This is a genomic window from Stenotrophomonas sp. C-A, assembly GCF_054030835.1.
This window is the reverse complement of the sequence record NZ_CM132916.1, coordinates 2,610,428-2,634,242: the sequence shown is the minus strand read 5'-3', so window position 1 is coordinate 2,634,242 and position 23,815 is coordinate 2,610,428. Positions and strand designations below refer to the sequence as shown.

Genomic DNA, 23,815 nt, shown 5'->3' with positions numbered 1-23,815 from the left:
GCGCAGGCTCAGCGCGCCGGGCGCTGCGGTACCACCGAACGACCAAAGGCGTCGCCCATGCGCTGTCGTGTGCCTTCCAGGTTGTACTGCATCAGCTGGTTTCCGGGCTGCCGCATCAGGCGTTCGGCCTCCGGTAGCGCCGGTGATTTCGCTGCTTTCGATGCCGGCGCAAGTTTGCGCTGCAGGCAGTCCCAGGCCGGAATGCGCTCGCCGTTGACCTGTACTTCGATGCAGGGCGCGGCGTCTTCCTGCTTCTTCGCCTCGCCGGCGCGAAGCGGGGCCAACACCAGCAGCAACGCAAGGGTGAGGGCAGCGCGCAGCTCCATTATCAATGATTCACGCATCTCGAATCTCCCGCAGCAATCGACGTTCTGCAATGAAGACGTGTGGCGAAGGCAGGGTCCGCCTGCGTGCGTTGCGGCGCTGTCAAAAGATGACAGTGCTGTCACAAAACTGTTGGCGGTTTTGACGCGACGTACACGTCCTGTTGGTAGACCCACGCGCCGCTCCCTGGCCACTCCCTTCGATACGACGCGATGCCTTCGATGAATCCTGTTCCGTGCCGAGCCGTCCGCCTTCCCTTGCGCCTGCATCCACTGGTGCTGGCCCTGGCCGCGATGCCGCTGCCATTGTTCGCGCAGGAGGCGGCGCCTGCGCCCAGCGTGAACATCAATGAATACATCGTGCGCGGCAATACCGTGCTCGATCCGCGCCAGATCGAGCGCGCGGTCGAGCCCTTCCTCGGCCCGGGAAAGACCCTGGCCGATGTCGAGAAGGCACGCGATGCCGTCAGTGCGCTGTACCAGCAGGCGGGCTACCAGTCGGTCTACGTGGAGCTGCCCGAGCAGCAGGTCAGTGGAGGCGTGGTGTTGCTGAAGGTACAGCAGACACCGATCGGCCAGCTGCGGGTCGTGGGGACGAAGCACGAATCGCCCGAGCGCATCCGCGAACGCGTGCCGGCACTGGCGGAAGGCAAGGTGCCGGACTTCGACCAGGCCCAGAAAGAACTGACCGCGCTGAATGAGGGCGGACGACGCCAGGTGATGCCGCTGGTGCGCGAAGGCCAGGTGCCGGGCACGATGGATGTGGACCTGCAGGTCGAAGAGAAGTCGCCGTGGCGTGCCAGCGCGTCACTCAACAACGACCACAGCGCCGACACCGAGAAGCTGCGCCTGAGTGCATCGCTGGCCTACGACAACCTGTGGAAGCGCGGGCACAGCGCCAACATCGGCGTGTATCTGGCACCGGAAGACACCAAACAGGCCAAGGTGTTCTCGGCCTCGTACACGATGCCGTTTGAAGGTACCCCATGGAGCCTGGAAGCGTCTGGCTACAAGTCCGACAGCCGCGTGTTGAATGCCGGCGGGCAGGTCGGTACCGGCACCGGTACCAATGTGATCGGCAACGGCCATTCGATCGGCCTCAAGCTCAACTACCGCCTGGCCGGCAGCAGCCAGTGGTGGCGCCAGCTCAGCCTCGGTGTGGATTTCAAGGACACCGAGGAAGACACGCAGATGGGCAAGGACAGCCTGAAGACACCGCTGAAGTACGCGCCGATCACCCTGGCCTTCGTCGGCGTGCGCCAGGGCGAGCAGGATCAGCTGAGCATCAATACCCAGCTGGTGGCCGGTACCCGCCGCCTGTTCGGTTACGGCAGTGATGCCACCGCGTTCGGGCAGAAGCGCTACTGGGCCGACCCGAGCTTCGTGGCCTTCAAGGCTGACGTGGCCAACACCCACACCTTCAGCAATGACTGGCAGTGGTATGCGCGTGGCTCGCTGCAGGCAACCGATGCGCCGCTGGTGTCGGCCGAGCAGTTCGCCGCCGGTGGCATGTACACCGTGCGTGGCTACCTGTCGGCCGAGGCGATCGGCGACTACGGCGGCCTGGCCAGCCTGGAATGGCGCACGCCTGCGTGGTCGCTGTGGAGCGGCACCGACCTGCGTGTCTACAGCTTTGCCGACGCGGCCTACCTGCGCCTGCGCCAGCCGCTGCCTGAGCAGCGTGACAAGTACAACCTGGCCTCGGTGGGCCTGGGCGCGCAGCTGCGCCTGGGCGAACACCTGCAACTGCGCCTGGACTACGCCTGGCCCTATGCCGACGGCCCGGTCACGCGCAAGGACGATCCGCGCCTGCATTTCAACATCAGCACCAGTTACTGACCCTTCCCTTGAACATGCGTTCTCCGGAGACCCTTCGCATGGACCGTTTGCTTTCCCGAGTGTTGTTGCTGCTGGCTGCGCTGGTTGCGCTGCCGGCCGCTGCGGCCGATGCCAATTGGTGGCAGGCCGAATGGAAGTACCGCAAGCCGATCACCGTCGACGCCGGCCCGCAGGGCGCGGGCCTGGCCGGTGACCCGGGCCGCACGCCGCTGCTGCTGCGCCTGCATACCGGCAACTTCGGTTTCGACGGCACCCAGGACGCGGGCAACGACCTGCGCTTCGTCTCGGGTGATGGCCGCACCGTGCTGGCCCACCAGATCGAGCAGTTCGATCCCAAGCTGGGCCTGGCCCTGGTCTGGGTGGACGTGCCGGCGATCAGCGCTGCGGCAGCGCAGACGATCTGGATGTATTACGGCAACGAGAAGGCCCCTGCCAGCGGCAATGGCCAGCAGGTGTTCGACCCGGACTACACGCTGGTTTACCACTTCGCCGAGGCCAATGCGCCGGCCCGCGACACCACCGCTTATGGCAACAATGCCGGGGCCGTGGCGCCCCCTTCGGAAGGCTCGGTGATCGGCCGCGGCGTTCAGCTGGGCGCAGGCCCGCTGCCGCTGCCGGCCAGCGCATCGCTCGCACAGGAGGGGGGCGCGCCGCTCACCGTTTCAGCTTGGATCAAGCCGGGCAGCAACAATGCGGCTCAGGCGATCTACGCGCGTCGCGACGGCGCGTCCGAGCTGATGCTGGGCATCGAGAACCGTGTGCCGTTCGTGCAGCTCAATGGCCAGCGCAGCACGCCGGCGCAGCCGATTCCGGAAGGGCAGTGGGCCCATGTTGCACTGACTGCAGAGAAGGGTGCTTTGCAGCTGTACCTCAATGGGCGCGTAGTTGCCCAGCTGAGCGGCGAGCTGCCGGCGCTGACCACTGCGCCGGTGGTCGGCGCCGATGCGCCGGGCGCGGTGCAGCCGCTCGCCAATTTCGAGGGCGCGCTGGATGAGCTGCGTATCTCGCGCGTGGCACGCCCGGCGGCACTGCTGCTGGCCGATGCCACCGCACAGGGCGCCGACTCGCGCCTGATCAGTTATGGCGCCGACGAGCAGTCGGCCGGGCAGAGCCACTTCGCCTTCATCCTCAAGGCGATGCCGTTCGACGCCTGGGTGGTGGTCGCCATCCTCGGCCTGATGATGCTGCTGTCGTGGGCGATCATGATTGCCAAGGGACGCCACTTCGGCCGTACCAGCAAGGCCAATGCGGTGTTCATCGAGAGCTTCGGCAAGCTGTCCGGCGTGCCGCTGCGCACCCTGTCCGACATGGACCGCCAGGGAAAGGCACCGACCGCGATGCATGACGGTTCGTTGTGGCGCATCTACCAGGTGGCCATCGATGAAATGCAGCAGCGCCACCAGCGCGACGGCAACAGTGGTTACCTCAGTGGCGCCACCATTGCGGCGATCCGCGCCTCGATGGATGCGGTCATGGTGCGCGAGCAGGAGGCGATGGCGCGGCGCATGAACTGGCTGTCGACCACCATCGAAGGCGCGCCGTACGTGGGCCTGTTCGGTACCGTGATCGGCATCATGCTGGTGTTCGTGGTGGCGGCGATGGCCGGTGCGGTGGACATCAACTCGGTGGCACCGGGCATGGCCGCGGCGCTGCTGTGTACCGCAGCCGGCCTCGGCGTCGCGATCCCGGCGCTGTTCGGCTACAACTACCTGGGCGCACGCGCCGAGGCGATCGGCGCGGACATGGCGGTGTTCATCGACGAGTTCGCCGCACGCCTGGCCGAAGAGCAGGACGGGCGCGGCCCGGCCGCGGTCCAGGGCTGAGGGGCGCGCCATGGGCCATAAGGCGAAGTTCGGCATCAAGAAGCGCGAGAAGGGCATCAACGTGACGCCCTTCGTCGACGTGCTGCTGGTGGTGCTGGTGATCTTCATCCTGACCAGCAACGCCTCCATCCCCGGCATCGAGGTCAACCTTCCGAAGGCCAGCAACAGCGTCGCGCTGGAGAAGCCGAAGACCAAGGCGATCACCATCGACCCCAGCGGCCAGGTGTTCCTGGATGCCTACCCGGTGACGATGGCCGAGCTGGAAGACCGGCTGCGCACCGAGCGCGCGACCACGCCGGATTTCCCGGTGATCGTGCGCGGTGATGCGCAGGTGCAGTACGCCCGCGTGGTCGAGGTGCTGGACCTGCTGCGACGGCTGGAGCTGGCCCAGGTCGGCCTGGTCACCGGCAAGGCGCAGGGCTGAGGCATGACGGCCCATCAACCCCCTCGGCCGGAGCCCGGCATGCGCGGTCGCCAGTTGCTGGTGACCGTCGCGCTGGTGCTGGCCGCGTTGCTTGTGCTCGGCATCGCCGTGTGGTGGATGCTGTTCAAGGACACCGCCAGCACCCGCCGGCCGGTGGTGCAGCCACCGATGCTGGCGCTGCCACCACCCCCTCCGCCGCCTCCGCCGCCGCCGGAAAAGCCGCCGGAACCGGAGACGCCGCCGGAAGAGACCATTCCCGAGCCGGAGCCGCTGGATCAGCCGACGCCGGCGGAAGAGCCGACGCCGACCCCGGACAACGCCGACCCGGTAACGATGAATGCCGATGCGCAGGCCGGTGGCGACAACTTCGGCATCCAGTCCGGCAGTGGCGGCGGTTCGTCCGGCGTCGGCCGTGGCGGCGCCGGCAATGCCACCTATGGGCGCTACCTCGGCTATCTGATGCAGCAGGCGATCTCGCGCGACGACAAGGTCAAGCGCCTGGCGTTCCAGCTGCAGGTGAATGTGTGGCTGTCCAACGATGGCCGCCTGGAAAAGGTCGAGCTGGTGCGCGGCAGTGGCAACGAGGAGGCCGACGCGGCCGTGCTCGATGCGCTGCGACGCATCGGCAAGGTCGACCAGGCACCGCCGCCGTCGCTCGATTTCCCCGCCCGCGTGCTGATCCAGGGCCGCCGGCCCGGGGCCTGACTCCGACTTCCGTGATTTCCCTTCTTTCGATGAGAACCGTGATGAACGACCACGTCCGCGCACGAACCGACTCCCGCTGCCCGCGGCCGGCCCGACGGGCGCTGCTGTGCTGCGCCGTGCTGCTCAGCCTGGCCGCCCCGGCCGGCGCGATGGCTGCCGAAACCACCATGGTCAAGCTGATCAAGGGCCTGATCGCCAGCGGTGCGCTGAAGCCCGAAGACGGCCAGGCATTATTGGTGCAGGCCGAGGCTGAAGCAGCCGCCGCATCGCGCACCGCGGCCACCGCAGCTTCGGCCGCCAGCGGTGGTGTGGCCCTGGAAGCCGGCGACGTGCGCGTGCCCTACGTGCCGCAGAGCGTGCGCGACGGCATTCGTGACGAAGTGCGCCAGGACGTGATGGCGCAGGCCAAGTCCGAGGGCTGGGCGGCACCGAACGAAGTGGCCGAGTGGACCAAACGCATCAAGGTTACCGGTGACATGCGTGTGCGCAGCGAGTCGCGCTTCTACTCCGAGCGCAACAGCGACATCGTGAGCAACTGGGCGTCGATCAACTCCGGCAACGGCTTCGACACCAACACCAATACCAACCTGCAGTTGCCGCCGTTGCTGAACACCCGACAGGACCGTCGCAACCTGTGGCGCATCCGTGCCCGCCTGGGCATCGAGGCAACCATCGGCCAGCACACCACGGCCGGCGTGCGCCTGGCCAGCGGCAGCAGCAACGGCCCGGTGTCCACCACCGAGCAGCTGGGCGGTGGCCTGAGCAAGAAGGACGTGTGGCTGGACCAGGCCTGGCTGGCCTACAGCCCGGCCGACTGGGTGACGGTGCGCGGCGGTCGCTTCGGCAATCCGTTCTGGACCAGCGACACGCTGTTCTCCAACGACCTCAACTTCGATGGCCTGGCCGCCAACCTGCAGTACGACTTCGACGGCGGTGACCTCGGCCTGTTCGGCAATCTGGCGGTGGTACCGCTGGAGTACACCTCCGACAGTGCACCCAGCCAGAGTCGGGTCAAGACCCCGAACGAAAACAAGTGGCTGTCCGGTGCACAGGTGGGCGTGAACTGGCGCTTCAACGACGACAATGCGCTGCGTGCCGCGTTGGGCTACTACGACTTCAAGAACATCAGCGGCCGCCTGTCCTCACCGTGCGCCCTGTACGCGGGTGCGGTGGGCTGTGACACAGACTGGTCGCGTCCGGCGTTCATGCAGAAGGGCAACACCCTGATGCTGATCCGCGACATCGCGCGCAATCCGCTGGACCCGGCCAATACGCCCACCCCGCAGTACGTCGGCCTGGCCTCGGCCTTCCGCCTGGCCACGCTGAACCTGCGCTGGGACACGCAGCTGGCACAGGGCATCGGTCTGCGCCTGGACGGCGATTACATCCGCAACATGGCCTACGACAAGCAGGCCATGTTCAGCCGCGCCAACAACGGCATCGTCAACAACTATGGCGCCGGTGGCACCGCCAGCATCGATACCTTCCGCAGCGGTGACACGGCGTGGATGGTGCAGGCCACCTTCGGTGCGACCGAGCTGAAGGAGAAGGGCCAGTGGCAGGCGCTGCTGGGCTACAAGCACATCGAGGCCGATGCGCTGCCCGACGCCTACAACGATCCGAATTTCCACCTCGGTGGCACCAACGCCCGCGGCTACTACGTGGGCGGTGCCTACGCGCTGGACGCGCGCAGCTGGATCAGCGGCAAGTGGATGGCGGCCAAGGAAGTGTCTGGCGCGCCGCTGTCGATCGACGTGTTCCAGCTGGAGTTCAATACCGGATTCTGAGTGGCGGCGTGATGCGGATCACGTAGTGCGTGGCGGGGGCGCAGCGATGCGCCCGTCTAAGGAAAGGAGACCACGCGTTGTTCAAAAGGAGGAGTGGATGAGCCGTCGCAAGCTGTTCGAGAGTCCCGAAGCGTCCAGCAAGGTGCTGGGTGTTGGACCGGCCTATGTTTCCGTGGAGGGCCTGCGCCAGCACCTGGCCGAGTTCCTGCTGTATGCGGGCCGGCCGGTGGTGATCATGCGCGGTCGCAGCGAAGTGGGCTATTTCCTGCCGGCGCGCTGCTGGCGCCAGCGCGACGATGATCCGCTGGCGGCCGCCGCCGCCGACCAGCTGCTGGATGCGGCCGGCTTCCAGGCCGAAGACATCCAGCAGGTGGAGCAGGAATTCAACGCGATGCGCCAGCGCACCGTGCTGCATTCACGGCGCTGAGCGGAATGTAGAGCCGAGCCCACGCTCGGCTGCATGCTGCGGAGCCGAGCATGGGCTCGGCTCTACAGTAGATCCACGCCAGGCGTGGATGGGGTTACGCTGCAGCCCCACGCTCACTGGTGATCCGCGCACCCTCACGCATCACCAGCGTGACCGGGGTCTTCTCCACCACCTCCAGCAAACGCTGCCACTGCGCATCGCTCAGCTCGGCGCTGGCATGCAGCACGCGGTGCACATGGAAGCGTCCGTCCGCGTCACGCTCCGAGCGCAGCTCGGCATGGAACTCGCCCAGTTCCCAGCCCTTGCGCTGCGCATACATGCGCAGGGTGATGGCGGTACATGCCGCCAGCGAGGCCAGGTACAGGTCGAATGGTGCGAAGCCCTTGCCCTGGCCACCCAGCGAGGCGGGCTCGTCCGCATCCACATCGAAGCTGCCATTGCTGACGTGATGCAGGTAGTTGTCGGCGGTCGAAACAATGCGTGCGTAGGCCATCAGGTTCTCCATCTGCCTGTAGCGTCGAGCCATGCTCGACTGCTTCAAAAGGCGGCGCAGGCCATGAACCCGCGCCGCCACGTAATCACTCGGTACGATCGTACGAGAACTGGATGCCCGCCGTACCACCGGTTTCAATGAAGAGGTTCATGAAGGCCGGCACCGTTTCCGAGCGGGCCCAGTCGCGCTGCAGCTCACAGAACAGCTGCGGCACGCTGATCAGCTGGCCACCGGCCTGTTCGATGCGGCGCAGCGCGGCATCGTGCGCGGCCAGCGAGGTGCCGCCGACGGCGTCGACCACCACATACACCTCATAGCCTTCCTTCAACGCATCCAAGGCCGGGAAAGTCAGGCACGCCTCGGTCCACAGCGCGGTCATGATCAGCTTGCGGCGGCCGGTGGCTTCCACCGCCTTGCGGAACTCGACGTCCTCCCAGGAATTGATGGTGGTGCGATCGTAGGTAGGGTAGTCGCCCAGAACCTTGCGCAGCTGTGGAATCGGCGGCTTGTTCAGGCCGGTCTTGACGTTCACCGTTGAATGCACGATCGGCAGCCCGTAGGCCACCGCGGCCCTGGCGGTGCCGACGATGTTGTTGATCAGCAATTGGCGGTCCATCGAGGCGATGGAGTTCACCTGCACTGGCTGGTAGTCGATGATGATGAAGGCGGAATTCTGCGGGGTCAGCAGGTGGTCGCTGGCTGGGTCGCGGATCGGTTCACTGGACATGGGGGGTCTCCTGTTCGAGGGCGTGCCGGCGATCGGCCGGCACCGGGGGCAGCTCAGCTGCGCTGCGAATCCAGCTGTTCATGGTTCTTCTGCACGTCCTGGGCCTTCAGGTAGCTTTCGATCAGCAGCTGGTAGTTCGGGAAGATCTTCGTGTAGACCTCGGCCCACTGCTGGGCATCGTCGCGGTTCCAGCTGCGCTGGATCTCCGAGGCGACCGCGGCAGTGTCCATCGGCACCACGCCGGCCTGCACCACGCGGGCCAGGGTGATCTCCTCGGCCATCTTCGAGTAGGTGCCCGACGCGTCGATGACCGCGAACACCTGGTAGCCATCGGCGACGGCGGCGATCGACGGGAAGGCCATGCACACGCTGGTGATGGTGCCGGCAATGATCAGCTGCCTGCGGCCGGTGGCCTTCACCGCAGCAACGAATTCCGGGTTGTCCCAGGCGTTGATCTCACCTTTGCGCGCCACGTACTGGGCATGCGGGGCGGCGTCGTGGATCTCCGGGATCAGCGGGCCGTTCGGCCCCTGCGGAACCGAGGCGGTGGTGATCACCGGCATCTTTGCCAGCGTGGCCATCTTCGCCAGCGCGGTGGCGTGGGCACGCACGCTGGTGAACGGCATGTCACCGATGGTCTGGAACAGGCCACTCTGGTGGTCGATCAGCAGCATCGCGGCATTGTCCGGATCGATCACCGGGCGGGCACCGTTGAAGTTGGCGGGGGTACTCATGGTCAGTCTCCTGGAAAAAGTGGGCGATGGCCCGGAGGGTGCGGCGGGCCAGTGCCCGCCGCCTTGAGACGATCAGTGCGCGATCTGGCCGAAGCGGCCGCTGTTGAAGTCGTTGACCGCCTGCGCGATCTCGGCCTGGCTGTTCATCACGAACGGGCCGTAGCCCACCACGGGCTCGTCGATCGGCTCACCGCTGAGCAGCAGCACGGTGGCGTCACTGTCGGCGTCGACGAACACGTCTTCACCGCTGCGGTCGAAGGTGACCAGCTGTGCCTCGCCGACCGGCTGGCCGCCGTTGATCCGCACCGTGCCCTTCAGCACCACCAGCGCCAGCGTGCGGCCATCGGCCACCGGCAGTTCGGCGTGGTGGCCCTGCCGCAGGCGGATGTCCCAGACATCCATCGGCGTGTGGGTACGCGCCGGGCCTGCGTGGCCGTCGAAGCGGCCGGCGATGACACGTACGCGGCCGGTGCCTTCAGGCAGTTCAACCGAGGGGATCTGTGCGTCAAGCAGCGTCTGGTAGCCCGGCGCACCCATCTTGTCCCGCGCCGGCAGGTTCACCCACAGCTGGACCATGTCCAGCGTGCCGCCCCGCTTGCTGAATTCCGGCGCGTGGAATTCCTCGTGGAGGATGCCGGAGGCAGCGGTCATCCACTGCACGTCACCCGGGCCGATGGTGCCCCCGGCCCCGGTCGAATCACGGTGGGCGACCTCGCCCTCATAGACAATGGTGACGGTCTCGAATCCGCGATGCGGATGCTGGCCGACGCCACGCGGGGTATCGCTGGGGGCGAAGGTGTAGGGGCCGGCATAGTCCAGCAGCAGGAACGGGCTCAGGTGCTGGCCGTGGGTGTTGTAGGAAAACATCGAGCGGGCGGGGAATCCGTCGCCTACCCAGTGCGGGCGGGGGGCGCTGTAGGTACCGGTGACACGCTTCATGGCGATCTCCTGGCCGGGGCTGCCGGCCGCTGTTCTTCGTTGCGAAGACGATATAGCCGTGACAATTGGCCCGGTAGACGCCAATATTTGCCGTCATAGTCCTATCTGGTGAACAATGGTTGCAGGCCGTGGGCCGCAGGAGATCGCCCCGTGTTCATCGCAGATATCCGCCGTTGTGACCTCAACGACCTGTTCTACTTCGCCATGGTGGTCGAGCACGGCGGCTTCTCGCAGGCCGGCCGGGCATTGGCCATGCCCAAGTCGAAACTGAGCCGGCGTATCGCGCTGCTGGAGGAACGGTTGGGCGTACGCCTGATCCAGCGCTCGACCCGGCGCTTCTCGGTCACCGAGGTCGGCCAGGACTACTACCGCCATTGCAAGGCAATGCTGGTCGAGGCCGAAGCGGCCGAAGAAGCGATTGCGATGTCACGCGCCGAGCCGCGCGGCACCATCCGCCTGGCATGCCCGATCGCGATCCTGCATGCGCGCATCGGCACGATGCTGGCCGATTTCCTCGCCCTGCACCCGCAGGTGACGGTGCAGCTGGATGCCACCAACCGACGCGTCGATGTGGTGGGCGAGGGTGTGGACGTGGCGATCCGCGTGCGGCCGCCGCCGCTGGAGGACAGCGACCTGGTGGTACGTGTGCTGGCGCGCCGGGTCTGGTGCACCAGTGCCAGCCCGGCGCTGCTGCAGCGGCTGGGCACGCCGCAGGTGCCGGCTGATCTGGCGATGATGCCGACGGTGGATCTGGCATCGCCCAGCCAGCAGCATGTATGGGAGTACACCGGGCCGGAGGACGTGCAGGCGAGTGTGCACCATCGTCCCCGGCTGGTCAGCGATGACATGATCGCGCTGCGCACCGCTGCGGTGGCCGGGGTGGGCCTGCTGATGCTGCCGCGGATGATGATCAGCGACGAGCTGGCCAGCGGTGCGCTGGTGCCGGTGCTGCCGGAGTGGGCGCCAAAGCATGGCATCGTGCACGCAGTGTTCCCGTCGCGACGCGGCCTGTTGCCTGCGGTGCGTGCGCTGATCGACTACCTCGCCGAACGCTTCGAGGCGCTGGAGGAACCGTAGATCCGCCCTCCACGCAGGGCGTGGATCTACCGGGCCGGGGTAGCCCCCTCCGGCACATACACCATGCGCCCATCCGGCAACCGATAGGTCACGCCAGCCTTGACCCCGCCGCCTTCGCCGATCTCGCCGGTGGACTGGTAGCGGGTCAGTTCCTCACCCTGCTTGACGGTGATGCGCATGTTGGCCTGGCCGGGGTTCTCGATCACGGTCACGTCCTGGCTGGTGAACGGATTGAGCGGATTGCGCACGATCACGATCATCAGGATGCCGGTGACCACCAGGAACAGGTCGATCAGGTTCACCACCGACAGGATCGGGTCGTCGGCTTCGTCGTCATCCAGGAAGCGCATCAGTGCACCTCCTGCAGGCGTTCGAACATGCGCAGTTCCTGTAGCAGCCAGCGCCGGCGCACGGTCAGCACCAGGTAGGTCAGGCTGGCGGCGACCAGGGCCAGGATCACCGACGAGAAGGCCACCACCATGTTCTCGCCCACGCCTTGCGCGTCGCTGCGGGTCAACGCCAGCAGCGCCGGTCCCATCGGGATCATGGTAGCGACCAGGCCGAGCATCGGCGCAGTGCGCGAGACGATGCGCAGGCCTTCCAGGCGCTTGAGGATATGCAGTTCCAGGTCGTCACTGCTGCCACCGTGGCGGGCCTGCCAGGCCAGCAGCTCGGGCCGGTGGCGGCCACGCCGGCGCTGCAGCCCTTCCCACAGGAAGGCGCCGAAGCTGAGGAAGGCATAGGCCAGCGACAGCAGGATCAGCAGCAGGACCGGTGACAGGAACAGGTGGGAGAGATCGTAAAGCGTGGATTCAAGCGCGTTCATGCGGAAGCCGTGGTGGAGGGGGAACGGGAAGGGCTGGCGCACCGTGCATTGCGCCGCGACTGCAGGGCAGCGCCTGCGCCAAGCAGGGCCAGCAGCACGGCGAGTGCCCAGTGCGTGGCAGGCGAGTGCGGCGCCGGTGGCGGCACTTGCCGCATCACCTGGCCACGCACCTTGGGCGCTGGGGTGGCGGCCGGATCGACGGTGGCGCGTTGTTGGGCGGCGGTGGCGGCAGCATCGGGTGCCGGTGTGGCGGCCGCCGCGCGGCCGAGCCCATAGCCGGGAGGTGCCTGCGTCGGTGCCGGTTCCGGCGCTGACGAGGCCTGCAGCTGCTGCAGGCGCGCCTGCAGCTCCGCACGGGTGCGGTCATCGGGTCGCCAGTAGCCGCGCGCGATCGCCTCCTGCAGGCGCTCGATCATCTGCACCTGCGCGCTGGCGTTGTGCTGCTCGAACCACTGGGCCAGGCCCAGTTGCCGGCTGTCGCGCACGAAGGTGTCATGCACCGCCTGCCACTGGTCGGCACGGACCGTGTCTGGCGCGGTTACCTGCCAGCCGAACAGGTTGTCGACGTTCTTCAGTACCTCCAGCGTGCCGGCATAGCCTTCGGCCTGCATCGCACCGATCCATTGCGGGTTGAGCGTCTGCGCGCGCAGCTCATCGGCGAGGAAGCGTGCGGTGCTGCGCGTGCGCGGTGCCGGTTCGCGCAGGTCGGAGACGTAAAGCGCCGGGCTGGCACCGTCGAGGTGGCGCACGGCCAGCGCCAGCCCGCCCAGATACTCGAAGGGATGGTCGGTGCTGAGCAGGCCATGGGTGTTGGAGGAGCGCGACAGCACCGCCGCCTGCACGCCGCGCAGCTGTTCGGCGAACAGGTTGCCGCCGGGCAGGGTGGTCGCCTGGCCGTCACTGCCGTAGCCGTGCTGCAGGCGATCCAGGAAGCCGCTGGCCAGCGCCGCATCGGCCTTGCCCGCTGTGCCGCCGCGCGCCAGCACGGCATGGTTGAGGCCGCTGCCGTACTCGCCGGGGGCGTTGCTGAAGATGCGCAGGCGCGACAGGCGTTGCGCCCGCTCCGCAGGGACACCGTCGCGCTGCAGGCGCTGCTGCACGGCCAGTGCATTGCCGGCAACCGGGTTGCCGGGCGAGGCCGGCATCGCCGCCAGCTGCTCGATGGCGCCAGCCAGCAGTCGCAGGAACGGATCGAACTGGTCGCGGTAGACGCTGGTGGCCTGGATCACCACATCGATGCGCGGGCGTTGCAGTTCCGCGTCGGGCACGATATCCAGGGCGATCACTCTGCCACCACTGTCCCAGCGTGGGCGCAGGCCCAGCGCGTGCAGTACCTGCGCCTCCAGCACGCCGAGATGGCGGATGGCCTCGCTCGACCACAGGCTGATGGCGAGCTTGCGTGGCAGCTGCCCTTCGTGATCATCACGATAGGCCTGCAACAGCTGCTGCAGGGCGAGCTCGCCGGTGTCGAATGCCGCACGGGTGGGAATGCGGTCGGGCTCGAACGCGAACAGGTTGCGGCCACTGCGCAGCTCCGGCGTGCGGATCGGATCGCCGCCGGCGCCGGGCTGCACGAAGCCACCTCCCAGGCCGTGCAGCAGTGATTCGATCTCCTGTGTATCGGCCAGAGCTGCATCCAGTTGCACGGCATGCTGCAGCGCTGCGCGTAGATCCGGGTTGGCGACGCTGCCGATCGGCGCACCGTCGCGCAGATGGCGCGCCAGCGTGCGATAGCCGGGGCCCTGCTGGATCTGCCGGTAGTCCACCGCAGTGGCCTCCATCGGATCTTCGCCCAGCGCTTTCAGATAGCCCGGCCCCAGCTGCTGCATCACCATCAGCAGGCGGTGCTCGGGCGAGGCCGGCTGGCCGAAGGTATGCAGCCCCAGCGGCAGGTTGCGTCGTGCCAGCTCATGCAGATGGTCATGCAGCACCGGCAGGAAGCTGTCGAAGCGCGCCTGCATGTCCACCGCGCTCCAGCCGAGGTCGGCGGCGATGCCGCTGTCGGTGGCCAGTGCGCGCAGGCGTGCGGCGGTGGCATCACGCACCGGCCCCTGGTCCAGCTGCTGCAGTTCGTGCACCACCGCGTGCAGGTCGCGCAGCTCGTCGTACAGGCCGGACGGCGCGAACGGCGGGGTCTGGTGGCTGACCACCACTGCACGGCCACGGCGCTTGGCCTGGATCGCCTCGCCCACGTTGTCCTGGATGTAGGGGTAGAACACCGGCAGTTCGCCCACTGCCAGCCACGGATAATCGGCGGCCCACAGGCCGCGGTCCTTGCCCGGGGTCCATTCCTGCGTGCCATGGGTGCCGAAGTGGATCAGCGCATCGGCCTTCCACTGCTGGCGCAGGTACAGGTACGCCGCCAGGTAGTAGTGGCTCGGCACCGACGCCGTATCGTGGGTGGCCTCGCCAACGCGGCCCGCGCGCGGCGGCTGCGGCATCAGCAGCAGGTTGCCCAGGCGCAGGCGCGGCAGCACGAATACGGCCTGTCCGTGCCGCTGGCGTACCGCGGGGTGGTGTGCAGGATCGCCCCATTGTGCGCGTAGTTCGTCGCGGCGCGAAGCGGGCAGGGACGCCAGCCAGCGGCGGTAGTCGGCCACCGTCAGGGTATCGGCCAGCCCCGCATCGAGCAGCGCGCCCAACCGCTCAGGATGGTAGTAGCCCCTCAGCAGCGCCTGCAGTTGCTCGATCAGGGTCTTTTCATCCACCGGCTGCGTCGAATACCCGGCCTGTGCCAGCCGTGGCAGCAGCGTCTCGATGCTGCGCGGTACGTTGAGATGCGACGCGGACAGGTTGCGCTCGCCGTCCGGCGCATTCCAGAATAGCAGTGCCAGCCGCTTGTCGGCCGCGGCCGTGTGGCGGAGCGCGGCCAACCGCTGCAGCTTGGCGGCCAGCGCATCGATCTGTTCGGGAATTGGCTGCAGTTCACCGCGTGCATTGGCCGAGACCACGATCGGATCACTGGCGCCCCAGGCTTCGGGTACAGCGAGGAAAGTCGCCAGCGTCGCCATCGGAATGCCGGTGGTCGCTGCGCGCCAGTCATCCGCATCGCCTTGCCGATGGTTCAGCGCCTGCAGCACCGGCACGTCCATCGTGGCGAATTCGGCGGCACGCGCGCTGCCGTTCTGCAGATGGGTCAGATTGACCAGCGCATCCACCTCGATGCCGCGCAGCGCCTGCTTCAAGCCATCGTCGGCGGCGGCATCGAACCAGACCCCGAACAGCGCGACTTTGCGTGCGCGCCCGGCCTCGATCAGTGCGTCCAGCACCTGGGTCTGCATGCCACTGAGCATGCTGCCGGAGATCAGCACGGCCACCTTTGGCCACGTCGCCTGATCGTCGCGTTGCCACTGCGCCTGCAAGGCCTGCGGGCTGTCCAGCCACTGGCTGCCGCGCGTGCTGTAGCCGGTGGCCGGCAGCACCTGCGGCAGCGGCAGTCCGTCGGTCCCGGCACCGCTGCGCCAGGCCTGCAGGTAGGCAGCCAGCGTGCGGATGTTGGCCTCGCCACCGTTGCCGTAGTAACCGGCGATCCTGCGCGCCACCTCGGCGGGCAGGTGGCCGGAGGCCGGTGCACCGCCGCCCACGCGCAGCCACGGCACCTTGCCGTTCTGCAAGGGCCCATCAACCACCGCCATCACCTGTTCGACATCGGTCGGTCGCGGCGTATCCAGCAGCACCAGGTCGGCGCTCGCCGGCCAGCCAGCGGGCAGCGCTGCCGCCGGGTCAACCACGCGCTGCTGGAAGCGCACCCCTGCCGGCGCGCCCAGTGCATCCAGTCGGGCGATCCTGCCGGGCAGCACGAAGCTGCTGCTGACCACCTCCACCCGCAGGGGGTCGGGCTCGGCACGGGCCGATGCGGCAAGCATCAGCCACCCGAGCAGCAGCCATATCCACCCGCTGCGCATGGTCAGAACGCCAGTTCGATGCCGGCATGCACGTAGCGGCCGGTTTCCGGATAGGGGTACAACGCGCCGGTTTCGTCCAGCCGTTTGTCGGCCAGGTTGTCGATGCCGGCCACCACGCTCACCGCCGCAGTCACGCGCCAGCGCGCATCCAGCGACCACAGCCAGTAGTCGGGCAGGGTCACCTGGCTGCTGCCGGCCACCTGCTGCTGTGGGCCGATGTACTCGCCACGTACCGCAGCCTGCAGCGGTCCGCGCTGCCAGTTCAGCGCAGTTGCACCGCTACGGCGCGGACGCTCTGGCAACCATTGGTCGGTCTGGCGGTCACGCGGGTCCAGCCAGCTCCAGTTCGCCTCGAAGGAAAGATGCTCGCTGATCGGTGCGGTGCCGGCCAGCTCGAGGCCACGGATGCGGGCACGGGCCACGTTGGTGTAGTTGCGCAGTTCGCGGCCGCGTACACCGCAGGCACGCACGCAGGTGGTCTGGATCAGGTCCTTGAGCTCGTTCTGGAAGGCGGTGGCCTGCAGCGACCAGCGTTGCTGCTGCCAGGCGACCGACAGTTCGGCACTCGTGTTCAGCTCCGGCTTCAACTGCGGATTGCCGACAATGGTGAAACGCCCACCGCCACCCACCGCGGAGTACTCCGGCGACAGCTGCTTGAGGCTCGGCGCCTTGAAGCCGCTGCCGATGCCGCCCTTGATCGTCAGTGCTTCAGTGGCGTGCCACACCGCATAGGCGCGCGGGCTGTGGTGCCAGCCGAACTCGGGATGGCGGTCGCCGCGGCTGCCGAATACCAGCGAGAGTGCGTCGCTCACCTGGATCTCGTCCTGCACGAACACCGCGCTCTGGTCGGACTGCAGGTGGCCACTACGCGCACCGGCCGCATCATCAAGTTCCTGGCGCCGCCATTCGCCACCGACGCTGACGCGGTGGCGTGCACCCAGCGCAACGGTGGCGCGCGCATCGACGATCTGGTCGGTCAGCTGCTGCGGCCGCGAGGCCTCGCCGCGGTCGCGACGGTTGTCGCGGTCCAGCGTTGCACGGTAGGCGCTCACCCGGGTTTGCCCCCAGTCCCACTCGCCCTGGTGGCTCAGTGTGGTCTGGCGGCGACGGATGTCGTCGATGGTCTCGTACACGTAGGGTGCGGTGCCGGCCTGCAGCGCATGGCGGCGGCGTTCCTCGCTGCCCTGCAGGTGCGAAAGATCGATGCGCTGGTGCGCATCCGGCGTCCAGGTCAGTACCGCGCGGCCGGTATTGACACGGCGGCCCTCCTGTTCGTCCAGGCGGTCGTCGGTGGGGTCTCGGGTGGCATCCTTCTGCCGGTGTTCGGCAAACACACTCAGGCCCAGCGTGCCGGGCAGCAGTGCGCCACCGGCGTAGAAGCCGGCCTGGGCAGTGTTGCCACCGCGGTCACCGCCAACCACGCCGGCGTTGTAGACCAGGTTGCCTTGCCAGTCGTCGGTGGCGCGGCGGCTGATCACGTTGACCACGCCGCCCAGCGCCTCCGAGCCGTACAGCGAGGACATCGGACCGCGTACCACCTCGATGCGTTCGATCGCGGCAGCAGGCAGCCAGCCCAGATCGAAATCCGAGTGGGCGATGGCATCGGCCGACGCACTGACGCGCTGGCCGTCCAGCAGCACCAGCGTATAGCCCGGGTCCATGCCACGGATGCGGATGCCGCGGCGACCGAAGCCGACCCCGGCCACCGTCACGCCCGGGCTGCCGCGTAGTGCGTCGGCTAGGTCCAGCACCGGCCGCAGCTGGATCTGCTCACGGGTGATCACGCTGATGGAGGCGGGCGCGTCGCTGGCCAGGCGATCGGTGGCCGTGGCGGTCACCACGATCGGATCCAGCTGCGAAGGGGCGTCTGCCGCCGCTGCCACTGCGGGCGCCAAGGCAAGGAAGATCGCGCCGGACAGGCGGCGGGCGGGGACGGAACGGGACATGGGAAGGGGTCGCTACGAATGTGACGATATAACATAGCATTCTCTTCACAAGATCTTCATAGGCCGAAGGTCCTGCCTGTAGCGACCTCGCTGAATGGGGTGCGGTATCGCGGCGGGACGCCTACAATCCCGGCTCGGACCGTCGCCATCACGCCCATCATTCCCCGGTCCGGCCTTGGCACCTATGTCTCCCAATGCCCTGGCGCTGGTCGAGCTGCTGATTCGCGAGCGCCGTGCGTTGTCTCGCTTCATCGCGCGCTATCTCGACCCGGCCAGTACCGAGGACACCCTGCAGAACCTGTACCTGAAGGCCAGCAGCGTGCCCGGCGACCCGCCCATCCTGGAGCCGCGCGGCTATCTGTACCGGATGGCCTATCACCACGCGCTCAACCGCAGCCAGGCCGATGCCCGCGAACGCCGCGCCATGGCCGAGTACGCCACCGACATGGCCGAGGCGGGCCTCGACGGCGAGGCTCAGGCGCTGGACCAGGCACAACTGCGCGAGATCACCCAGACCATCCTTGCGCTGCCAGCGCAGGTACGCGAATGCTTCGTGCTCAACCGGTATCTGGGCCTGAGCGAGCGCGAGATCGCCGCCCGGCTGGGTATTTCCAAGAGCCTGGTCGGCAAGCATGTGCTGCGCGCGGCGCTGTTGATCCAGCAGCACCAGCAGGGAATGCATCGATGAGCTGCGATTGCCGTGGGCAGATCGCGCCCGCCGTTGTCACAACAGGAAAGCGCGCCCGTTCGCGGTGCGGCAGGCCACAACCATGACCACGTCCGAACCCTCGCCGCGTCAGGCCAGGCAGGCGTTGCGCTGGGTGATCCGGTGCAGTGCAGGCCCGCTGCCGGAACGCCAGCAACGAACCCTGCAGCGCTGGCTGCAGGCGAATCCCCGCCACGCGTTGGCATGGCGCCAGCAGCAGGCCTTCTGGCAAGGGTTGGATGCCGCCGGGCCCGAGGTGCTGGCCGCGCTGCCTGGGTTGACGGCTGATCGCCAAGGGTTGCGCCCGATCGCGCCGCGTCGGCGCCTGCCGTGGTTGCTGGCCAGTGCTGCCGCGGTGGTCCTGATGGTTGCCGCTGCGCCCCACGCGCTGCTGCTGGCACGCAGTGACCTGCGCAGCAGCGATGCACCGCGCGTGGTGCAGCTGGAGGACGGCAGCACCGCGGTACTTGATGCGGGCACCGCACTGGCGGTTGCGTTCGATGGCCAGCAGCGGCGCCTGCGCCTGCTGCGCGGCCAGGCCTGGTTCCAGGTGGCGCATGAACAGCGACCGTTCCAGGTCGAGGCCGGCGGTGGCCAGATCCGTGACATCGGCACCGCCTTCAGCGTGTCGATGCAGGACACCACGGTCGTAACCCAGGTCAGTGAGGGCGTAGTGGATGTGCGCCCCGGCGATGGCAGCGTACAGCGCCTGCATGCCGGGCAGGCAAGGGTGTTCCGTGACGGTCGCTGGCTGCAGCCGCTGCGGCAGGCCGATCCGGATGCCGTGGCGCCGTGGCGGCGTGGCGAGGTAGTGATCGACGATCAGCCGGCCGCGCAGGCCATCGCCGATCTGGCGCGCTACCGCCGTGCTCCGGTGTGGGTACTGGGCGGGCAGAGCACGGACGTACGGGTCAGTGGCCTGTTCCACCTGCAGCAGCCGGAGACCGCCATTGACGCGGTGGTCGCACAGGCGGGACTGCGCGTGCAGCGCTTGCCAGGTGGCGCGCTGGTGGTGTGGTGAGGTGCCTGCGGCGCAGCGCACGGCCCGCCAGATGAAAAAAACATGAAAAAACCGTGGGCACTCGCTGTGCCCTGCTGTCTATAGAGGTATAGCCAGAGCGAAACACCGTTTCTCCTCAAGCCAGACATGCCACCGGCACCGGATGTGCCCGTGGTTCCGCCACGCTTGAGGAGTTCCTGTCCATGCCGTCCACGGCATTCGCCTGTCATCGTCGCGCCACCGTCCTGGCCCTGGCCATCTCCACCGCACTGCTGCCGCTGGCCTGGGTGCCTGCCGTGCAGGCGCAACCGGCGATCGTCGCGCCGGTGCGCCAGTACGCCATTCCGGAACAGCCCTTGGCCGACGCCGTGCGTGCCTTTGGCCGCCAGGCCGACGTGCAGGTGGTGTTCCGCAGCGATCTGGTGCAGGGCCGCCGTTCGAGTGCGGTGAACGGTGAGTACAGCCAGATGCAGGCCCTGCAGCAGCTGCTGCGCGGGAGTGGCGTGCGTGCACAGCGCGGCATGGACGGTACCTGGAGCCTGCGGGCCGCAGCGGAGGCGGGTGAGGGGGAAGGGGTGCGGGTGACCGAAACACTGGACGTGGCCGGTCGCCTGCAGTCGGAAGGGGGCGAGGCGCGTGATCGGCGCGGCTACGATGATGTGTTCGCGCTGGACCTGACCACGGCGTATTCGGGGCGTGACCGGGTGGAGCGCTATCGCGGCTCCAATCCGGCCGACGTGGTCAAGGATCTGGTCGGTGTGTTCAGTGGCGACGCACGCAACAGCGGCGCGCTGGACATCAACATCCGCGGCATCCAGGGGCCGGGGCGGGTGCCGGTCAGCATCGACGGTGGCGAGCAGGCGCTCACGGTCTGGCGTGGCTACAACGGTGTCAGCAACCGCAACTACATCGATCCCAACCTGATTGGTGGCATCCAGGTCATCAAGGGGCCAGGGCTGGTGCGCGATGTGCATAGTGGGATCGGTGGTGCGCTGGTGATCAAGACCATCGACCTCGATGACATCGTTGCAGCCGGCGAGCGCTTCGGCGGGGAGCTGAAGATCGAAGGCAGCAGCAATGCGGTGGCGCCGCGCCTGCCGCGCCTGCACACCGGCGAGGACTACCGCACGGTATCCGGCTTCCCGCAGGCGTCGCCGGCCTCGCCCTACGACGACCGCACCCTGGTGGTGCCGGTGAAGTCGCGCAGCGGTAACAACCCCTTCGACGGCGAGGACCAGGCCTGGCGCCTGGCGCTCGGTTATCGCGGCGACACCGTGGACCTGATGGCCGCCTACGCCTGGCGCAAGCGCGGCAACTACTTCTCCGGCAGCAAGGGCAGTGGCTACTACGACCAGGATCCGCGCGAGCAGTTCGAGTACCAGGGTATCGATTACATCACCACGCTGGCGCGCTACTTCAAGCCCGGCGATGAAGTGCCCAACACCTCCAGCGAGCAGGAATCGTGGCTGCTGAAGGGCAGCTGGCAGATCAACGATGACCAGCAGCTCAAGGCCACGTGGCGGCGCACGCTGTCGCACTACGGCGAGATCATGCCCTCGCGCATCCTGTCCGCGCCGGATTACGGCCGTATCCAGTGGCCGCTCAGCCGCGTCGCCTCCGATGCCTGGAACCTGGAGTACCGCTTCCAGCCGGCCGGCAGCCGCTGGCTGGACCTCTACGCCAACCTGTGGCGCACCGAGACGGACAGCGATACCTACACCGCGGGCGGCTTCCCGAACTTCGCACCGGGCAATCCGGACTGGAATGCCGGTGCCAGCCCGATTCTGCGCAACACCGCGCTGGCAAATGCGAGCAACGACCGGACCGGCCTGACCCTGAGCAACCGCTTCGCCCTGCATTCGACCCTGGACCTGACCGTGGGCGGCAACTGGCAATACGAGAAGCTCGGTTCGCGTGACCCGTATTTCGGCCCGTCCGACGGCTGGCGCATGTACCCGCGCGCTGGCCGCCGCCAGGAGGGCGAGGGCTACCTCACTCTGGAATGGCGTCCGGTCGACTTCCTGACCCTCAATGCCGGCGTGCGTTACAGCCGTTACTGGGCGTTCGACGACTTCCTGCAGGCCCACCCGGAACTGCAGACGACCTCGATCGTGCCGCGCGAAGCGCAGTACCGGGTGAATGAACTGCCGCCGCGGCCGGACAGCCTGCAGGGCGAGATCGACGCACTCGAGAGCGAGCGGGAATTCTGGGACAGCATCGGCATGGGCTGGATCGTCGATCAGTCGCTGGCCGACCTGCTGCGCAAGTACGAGACACCCAGGGAGGTCCAGCACGGCATTCCCTGGTTGCCCGATGCCAACGGCAACTACAGCCGTGCCACCAATCCCTGCCTCAACGGCCAGGTCGCCGCCATCCCCGGGCTGCTGCCGATGGTGCTCGGCACCGACATCCGCTGCAGGATCGGGGGCGGGGCGATGCAGTCGGTGGCCGGGCGCAACGAACGGCACCGCGATCACGCCTGGTTGCCGACGTTCTCGGCGACGGTGCGTTTCTCGCCGGCCGCTCGTGTCTATCTGCGCTACAGCGAGGCGGTGCGCTTTCCCAGCATGTTCGAAAGCACCATTGCGTTCTCCAGCAGCCTCAATCCGCTGTATCCACTCAAGCCGGAGCATGCCTACAACTACGAGCTGGGGTACGTGCACAACCTTTCCGGGCTGTTCGGCAACACCGCCGATGCCGACGTCAAGCTGGCTTATTACGTGCACAAGACCCGCAATGTCATCGAGCGTGATGCGTACTTCATGTTCGACAACATCGACAAGCAGACTGTCCGCGGCATCGAGCTGCAGGCGCGCTTCGACAACCGGCGCTTCTTCACCGATCTGGGCATCAGCCGCATCCTTGAAAACGAAGTCTGCGATGAAAGCTCGGCGGTACGGCTGGATGCGGACCAGGGGCGGGTGCCCAACTGCGTCCAGGATGGCTTCGTCAGCGGCTATCTGTTGACCCAGGCCACGCCGAAGCTGTCGGTGAACTGGTCACTCGGCACCCGCCTGTTCGATGAGCGCCTGGAGCTGGGCAGCCGCATCGTGCACTACCAGCGGCACGACAATCCGGACCTGCAGGCCTACCGCGACCGCCTGATCGCCGGGGGCAGCAGCCTGCTCTGGCAGAACGTGCCTTTCACCTGGGGAAACATCACCACGGTGGATGCCTACGCCCGCTGGCGCTTCAACCAGCACGCCAGCGTCGAGCTGGTCGGCAGCAATCTCGGCAACCGCTATTACGTCGACCCGGCAACACGCTCAACGCTGCCTGCACCGGGCCGCACGATCAAGCTTGGCGTCACCGCGCGCTTCTGAGTCCGCATTCGACAGGGAGAACCACCGATGAAACAGCACCGTACCCTTGTACTTTCGATCGGCCTGCTGGCTTCCATGCCGGTCATGGCTGCCGACATCACTGGTGGGCAGAGCCCGGCCCAGGACGGTGTCCATTACATCAATGCTGGCGAATCGACACTCAACGCCGGTCCGCACCGCTCCGGTCGCGCAGGCATTTCGTTGGGGCCGTATGCCAACGCGGCGCGAGTGGACGTGGCCAGCCTGGTGCCCTACGCCACCACGGTGGTGCGTGGCGCAACCACGGTCCGCACGCTGGGCCCGGACGCAGGCCTGCCGTTCGCCACCGCTGGCGTGGGCCACTTCAGCTTCGTGCAGGTGGGCAATGCAGATGTCTGGTTCGGTGAATGGTCATCCAGTGGCGCGCAGGCGGGCTTCAATCACCGCCAGGTGTTCTTCGTCGGTGACCGTGCCGGTACTTCGCTGCCGGCAGGCGTCGTCACCTACACCCTGACTGGCATCAACCGCTTTGATGGCAGCAGCGTGCTGGAAGGTGCACTGCGGGCGAATTTCGATACCGGTACCGTCACCGCCGGCTTGGTCGGGACCGGATACAGGCTCGCCGCGAGCGCCACGCTGGATCGCGCCACCGGTGCGTTCAGCGGTTCGGCCATCGCCAATGGTTCGATCATCGGTACCAGCAGCGGCCAGTTCTTCGGCGCCGGTGCCAGTGCCGTGACCGGCATCGCAACCTTTGCCGGCAACAGCCAGTTCGATACGTCCTTCGGCGGTCAGCGCAACTGATCCGCCGCCGTTCCTTTTCGTGTTGTAC

20 protein-coding genes are annotated in these 23,815 nt (G+C 67.4%); 11 read left to right on the top strand and 9 right to left on the bottom strand.

The genetic code is table 11. The features are described from left to right. Positions 1 to 8: 8 nt before the first annotated feature. Complete coding sequence (locus ACW5IY_RS12380; protein WP_049437546.1) at positions 9 to 344, bottom strand: hypothetical protein; 336 nt, start codon at positions 342 to 344, stop codon at positions 9 to 11. 201 nt (positions 345 to 545) lie between these two features. Here ACW5IY_RS12380 and ACW5IY_RS12375 point away from each other — a divergent pair, with 201 nt between their 5' ends. The 6 genes from ACW5IY_RS12375 to ACW5IY_RS12350 all read left to right on the top strand — a co-directional run bounded on the left by ACW5IY_RS12375 (position 546) and on the right by ACW5IY_RS12350 (position 7,328). Beyond that, on the top strand, positions 546 to 2,162 hold the full coding sequence (locus tag ACW5IY_RS12375; RefSeq protein WP_049437544.1) for a ShlB/FhaC/HecB family hemolysin secretion/activation protein: 1,617 nt from the start codon (positions 546 to 548) through the stop codon (positions 2,160 to 2,162). A gap of 38 nt (positions 2,163 to 2,200) precedes the next feature. Next, positions 2,201 to 3,985 carry a DUF2341 domain-containing protein gene (locus ACW5IY_RS12370; protein ID WP_049437542.1) on the top strand — a complete coding sequence of 595 codons (1,785 nt, stop codon included), beginning with the start codon at positions 2,201 to 2,203 and terminating at the stop codon, positions 3,983 to 3,985. A gap of 10 nt (positions 3,986 to 3,995) precedes the next feature. Further along, positions 3,996 to 4,409 carry an ExbD/TolR family protein gene (locus ACW5IY_RS12365; RefSeq protein WP_049437540.1) on the top strand — a complete coding sequence of 138 codons (414 nt, stop codon included), beginning with the start codon at positions 3,996 to 3,998 and terminating at the stop codon, positions 4,407 to 4,409. 39 nt (positions 4,410 to 4,448) lie between these two features. After that, complete coding sequence (locus ACW5IY_RS12360) at positions 4,449 to 5,114, top strand: cell envelope integrity protein TolA (protein ID WP_010485357.1); 666 nt, start codon at positions 4,449 to 4,451, stop codon at positions 5,112 to 5,114. Positions 5,115 to 5,155: 41 nt separating this feature from the next. Further along, entirely contained in the window at positions 5,156 to 6,901 is a 1,746-nt protein-coding gene (locus ACW5IY_RS12355) for a putative porin (RefSeq protein WP_049437539.1), read from the top strand. A gap of 97 nt (positions 6,902 to 6,998) precedes the next feature. Further along, the gene (locus ACW5IY_RS12350) at positions 6,999 to 7,328 is read left to right on the top strand and encodes a hypothetical protein (protein ID WP_049437538.1); all 330 of its coding nucleotides are present in this window, start codon (positions 6,999 to 7,001) and stop codon (positions 7,326 to 7,328) included. A gap of 94 nt (positions 7,329 to 7,422) precedes the next feature. Here ACW5IY_RS12350 and ACW5IY_RS12345 read toward each other — a convergent pair whose 3' ends face one another. From ACW5IY_RS12345 to ACW5IY_RS12330, 4 genes are all read right to left on the bottom strand, one after another. Further along, positions 7,423 to 7,821, bottom strand: coding sequence for an OsmC family protein (locus tag ACW5IY_RS12345; protein ID WP_049437787.1), 399 nt, complete (start codon positions 7,819 to 7,821; stop codon positions 7,423 to 7,425). Positions 7,822 to 7,906: 85 nt separating this feature from the next. Further along, a complete protein-coding gene (locus ACW5IY_RS12340; protein ID WP_049437537.1) occupies positions 7,907 to 8,548 on the bottom strand; it encodes a hydrolase in 642 nt (213 codons plus the stop codon). A gap of 53 nt (positions 8,549 to 8,601) precedes the next feature. Beyond that, positions 8,602 to 9,282, bottom strand: coding sequence for a hydrolase (locus tag ACW5IY_RS12335; protein WP_049437536.1), 681 nt, complete (start codon positions 9,280 to 9,282; stop codon positions 8,602 to 8,604). Between the two features lie 72 nt (positions 9,283 to 9,354). Further along, positions 9,355 to 10,221, bottom strand: coding sequence for a pirin family protein (locus ACW5IY_RS12330; protein ID WP_049437534.1), 867 nt, complete (start codon positions 10,219 to 10,221; stop codon positions 9,355 to 9,357). Between the two features lie 150 nt (positions 10,222 to 10,371). Here ACW5IY_RS12330 and ACW5IY_RS12325 point away from each other — a divergent pair, with 150 nt between their 5' ends. Then, complete coding sequence (locus tag ACW5IY_RS12325; RefSeq protein ID WP_049437533.1) at positions 10,372 to 11,298, top strand: LysR family transcriptional regulator; 927 nt, start codon at positions 10,372 to 10,374, stop codon at positions 11,296 to 11,298. Between the two features lie 26 nt (positions 11,299 to 11,324). Here the strand turns inward: ACW5IY_RS12325 and ACW5IY_RS12320 are convergent, their stop codons facing one another. Genes ACW5IY_RS12320 through ACW5IY_RS12305 form a run of 4 tightly spaced genes read right to left on the bottom strand, consistent with a single transcriptional unit; the run spans position 11,325 to position 17,975 of the window. Next, positions 11,325 to 11,648 carry a DUF2149 domain-containing protein gene (locus ACW5IY_RS12320; RefSeq protein WP_049437532.1) on the bottom strand — a complete coding sequence of 108 codons (324 nt, stop codon included), beginning with the start codon at positions 11,646 to 11,648 and terminating at the stop codon, positions 11,325 to 11,327. Then, positions 11,648 to 12,124, bottom strand: a complete 477-nt coding sequence (locus ACW5IY_RS12315) for a MotA/TolQ/ExbB proton channel family protein (protein ID WP_049437530.1) — start codon at positions 12,122 to 12,124, stop codon at positions 11,648 to 11,650. The genes ACW5IY_RS12320 and ACW5IY_RS12315 overlap by 1 nt, the downstream gene beginning before the upstream one ends. Continuing rightward, positions 12,121 to 15,990 carry a cobaltochelatase subunit CobN gene (gene cobN / locus ACW5IY_RS12310; protein WP_239684517.1) on the bottom strand — a complete coding sequence of 1,290 codons (3,870 nt, stop codon included), beginning with the start codon at positions 15,988 to 15,990 and terminating at the stop codon, positions 12,121 to 12,123. Before cobN ends, ACW5IY_RS12315 begins: the two co-directional genes overlap by 4 nt. A gap of 41 nt (positions 15,991 to 16,031) precedes the next feature. Then, positions 16,032 to 17,975 carry a TonB-dependent receptor domain-containing protein gene (locus ACW5IY_RS12305; RefSeq protein ID WP_049437527.1) on the bottom strand — a complete coding sequence of 648 codons (1,944 nt, stop codon included), beginning with the start codon at positions 17,973 to 17,975 and terminating at the stop codon, positions 16,032 to 16,034. Positions 17,976 to 18,159: 184 nt separating this feature from the next. Here ACW5IY_RS12305 and ACW5IY_RS12300 point away from each other — a divergent pair, with 184 nt between their 5' ends. From ACW5IY_RS12300 to ACW5IY_RS12285, 4 genes are all read left to right on the top strand, one after another. After that, on the top strand, positions 18,160 to 18,663 hold the full coding sequence (locus ACW5IY_RS12300) for an RNA polymerase sigma factor (protein ID WP_049437525.1): 504 nt from the start codon (positions 18,160 to 18,162) through the stop codon (positions 18,661 to 18,663). A gap of 82 nt (positions 18,664 to 18,745) precedes the next feature. Next, on the top strand, positions 18,746 to 19,702 hold the full coding sequence (locus tag ACW5IY_RS12295; RefSeq protein ID WP_049437524.1) for a FecR family protein: 957 nt from the start codon (positions 18,746 to 18,748) through the stop codon (positions 19,700 to 19,702). Between the two features lie 182 nt (positions 19,703 to 19,884). Beyond that, the gene (locus tag ACW5IY_RS12290; RefSeq protein WP_049437523.1) at positions 19,885 to 23,004 is read left to right on the top strand and encodes a TonB-dependent receptor; all 3,120 of its coding nucleotides are present in this window, start codon (positions 19,885 to 19,887) and stop codon (positions 23,002 to 23,004) included. 27 nt (positions 23,005 to 23,031) lie between these two features. Beyond that, positions 23,032 to 23,787 carry a Slam-dependent surface lipoprotein gene (locus ACW5IY_RS12285; RefSeq protein WP_049437521.1) on the top strand — a complete coding sequence of 252 codons (756 nt, stop codon included), beginning with the start codon at positions 23,032 to 23,034 and terminating at the stop codon, positions 23,785 to 23,787. Positions 23,788 to 23,815 lie beyond the last annotated feature (28 nt).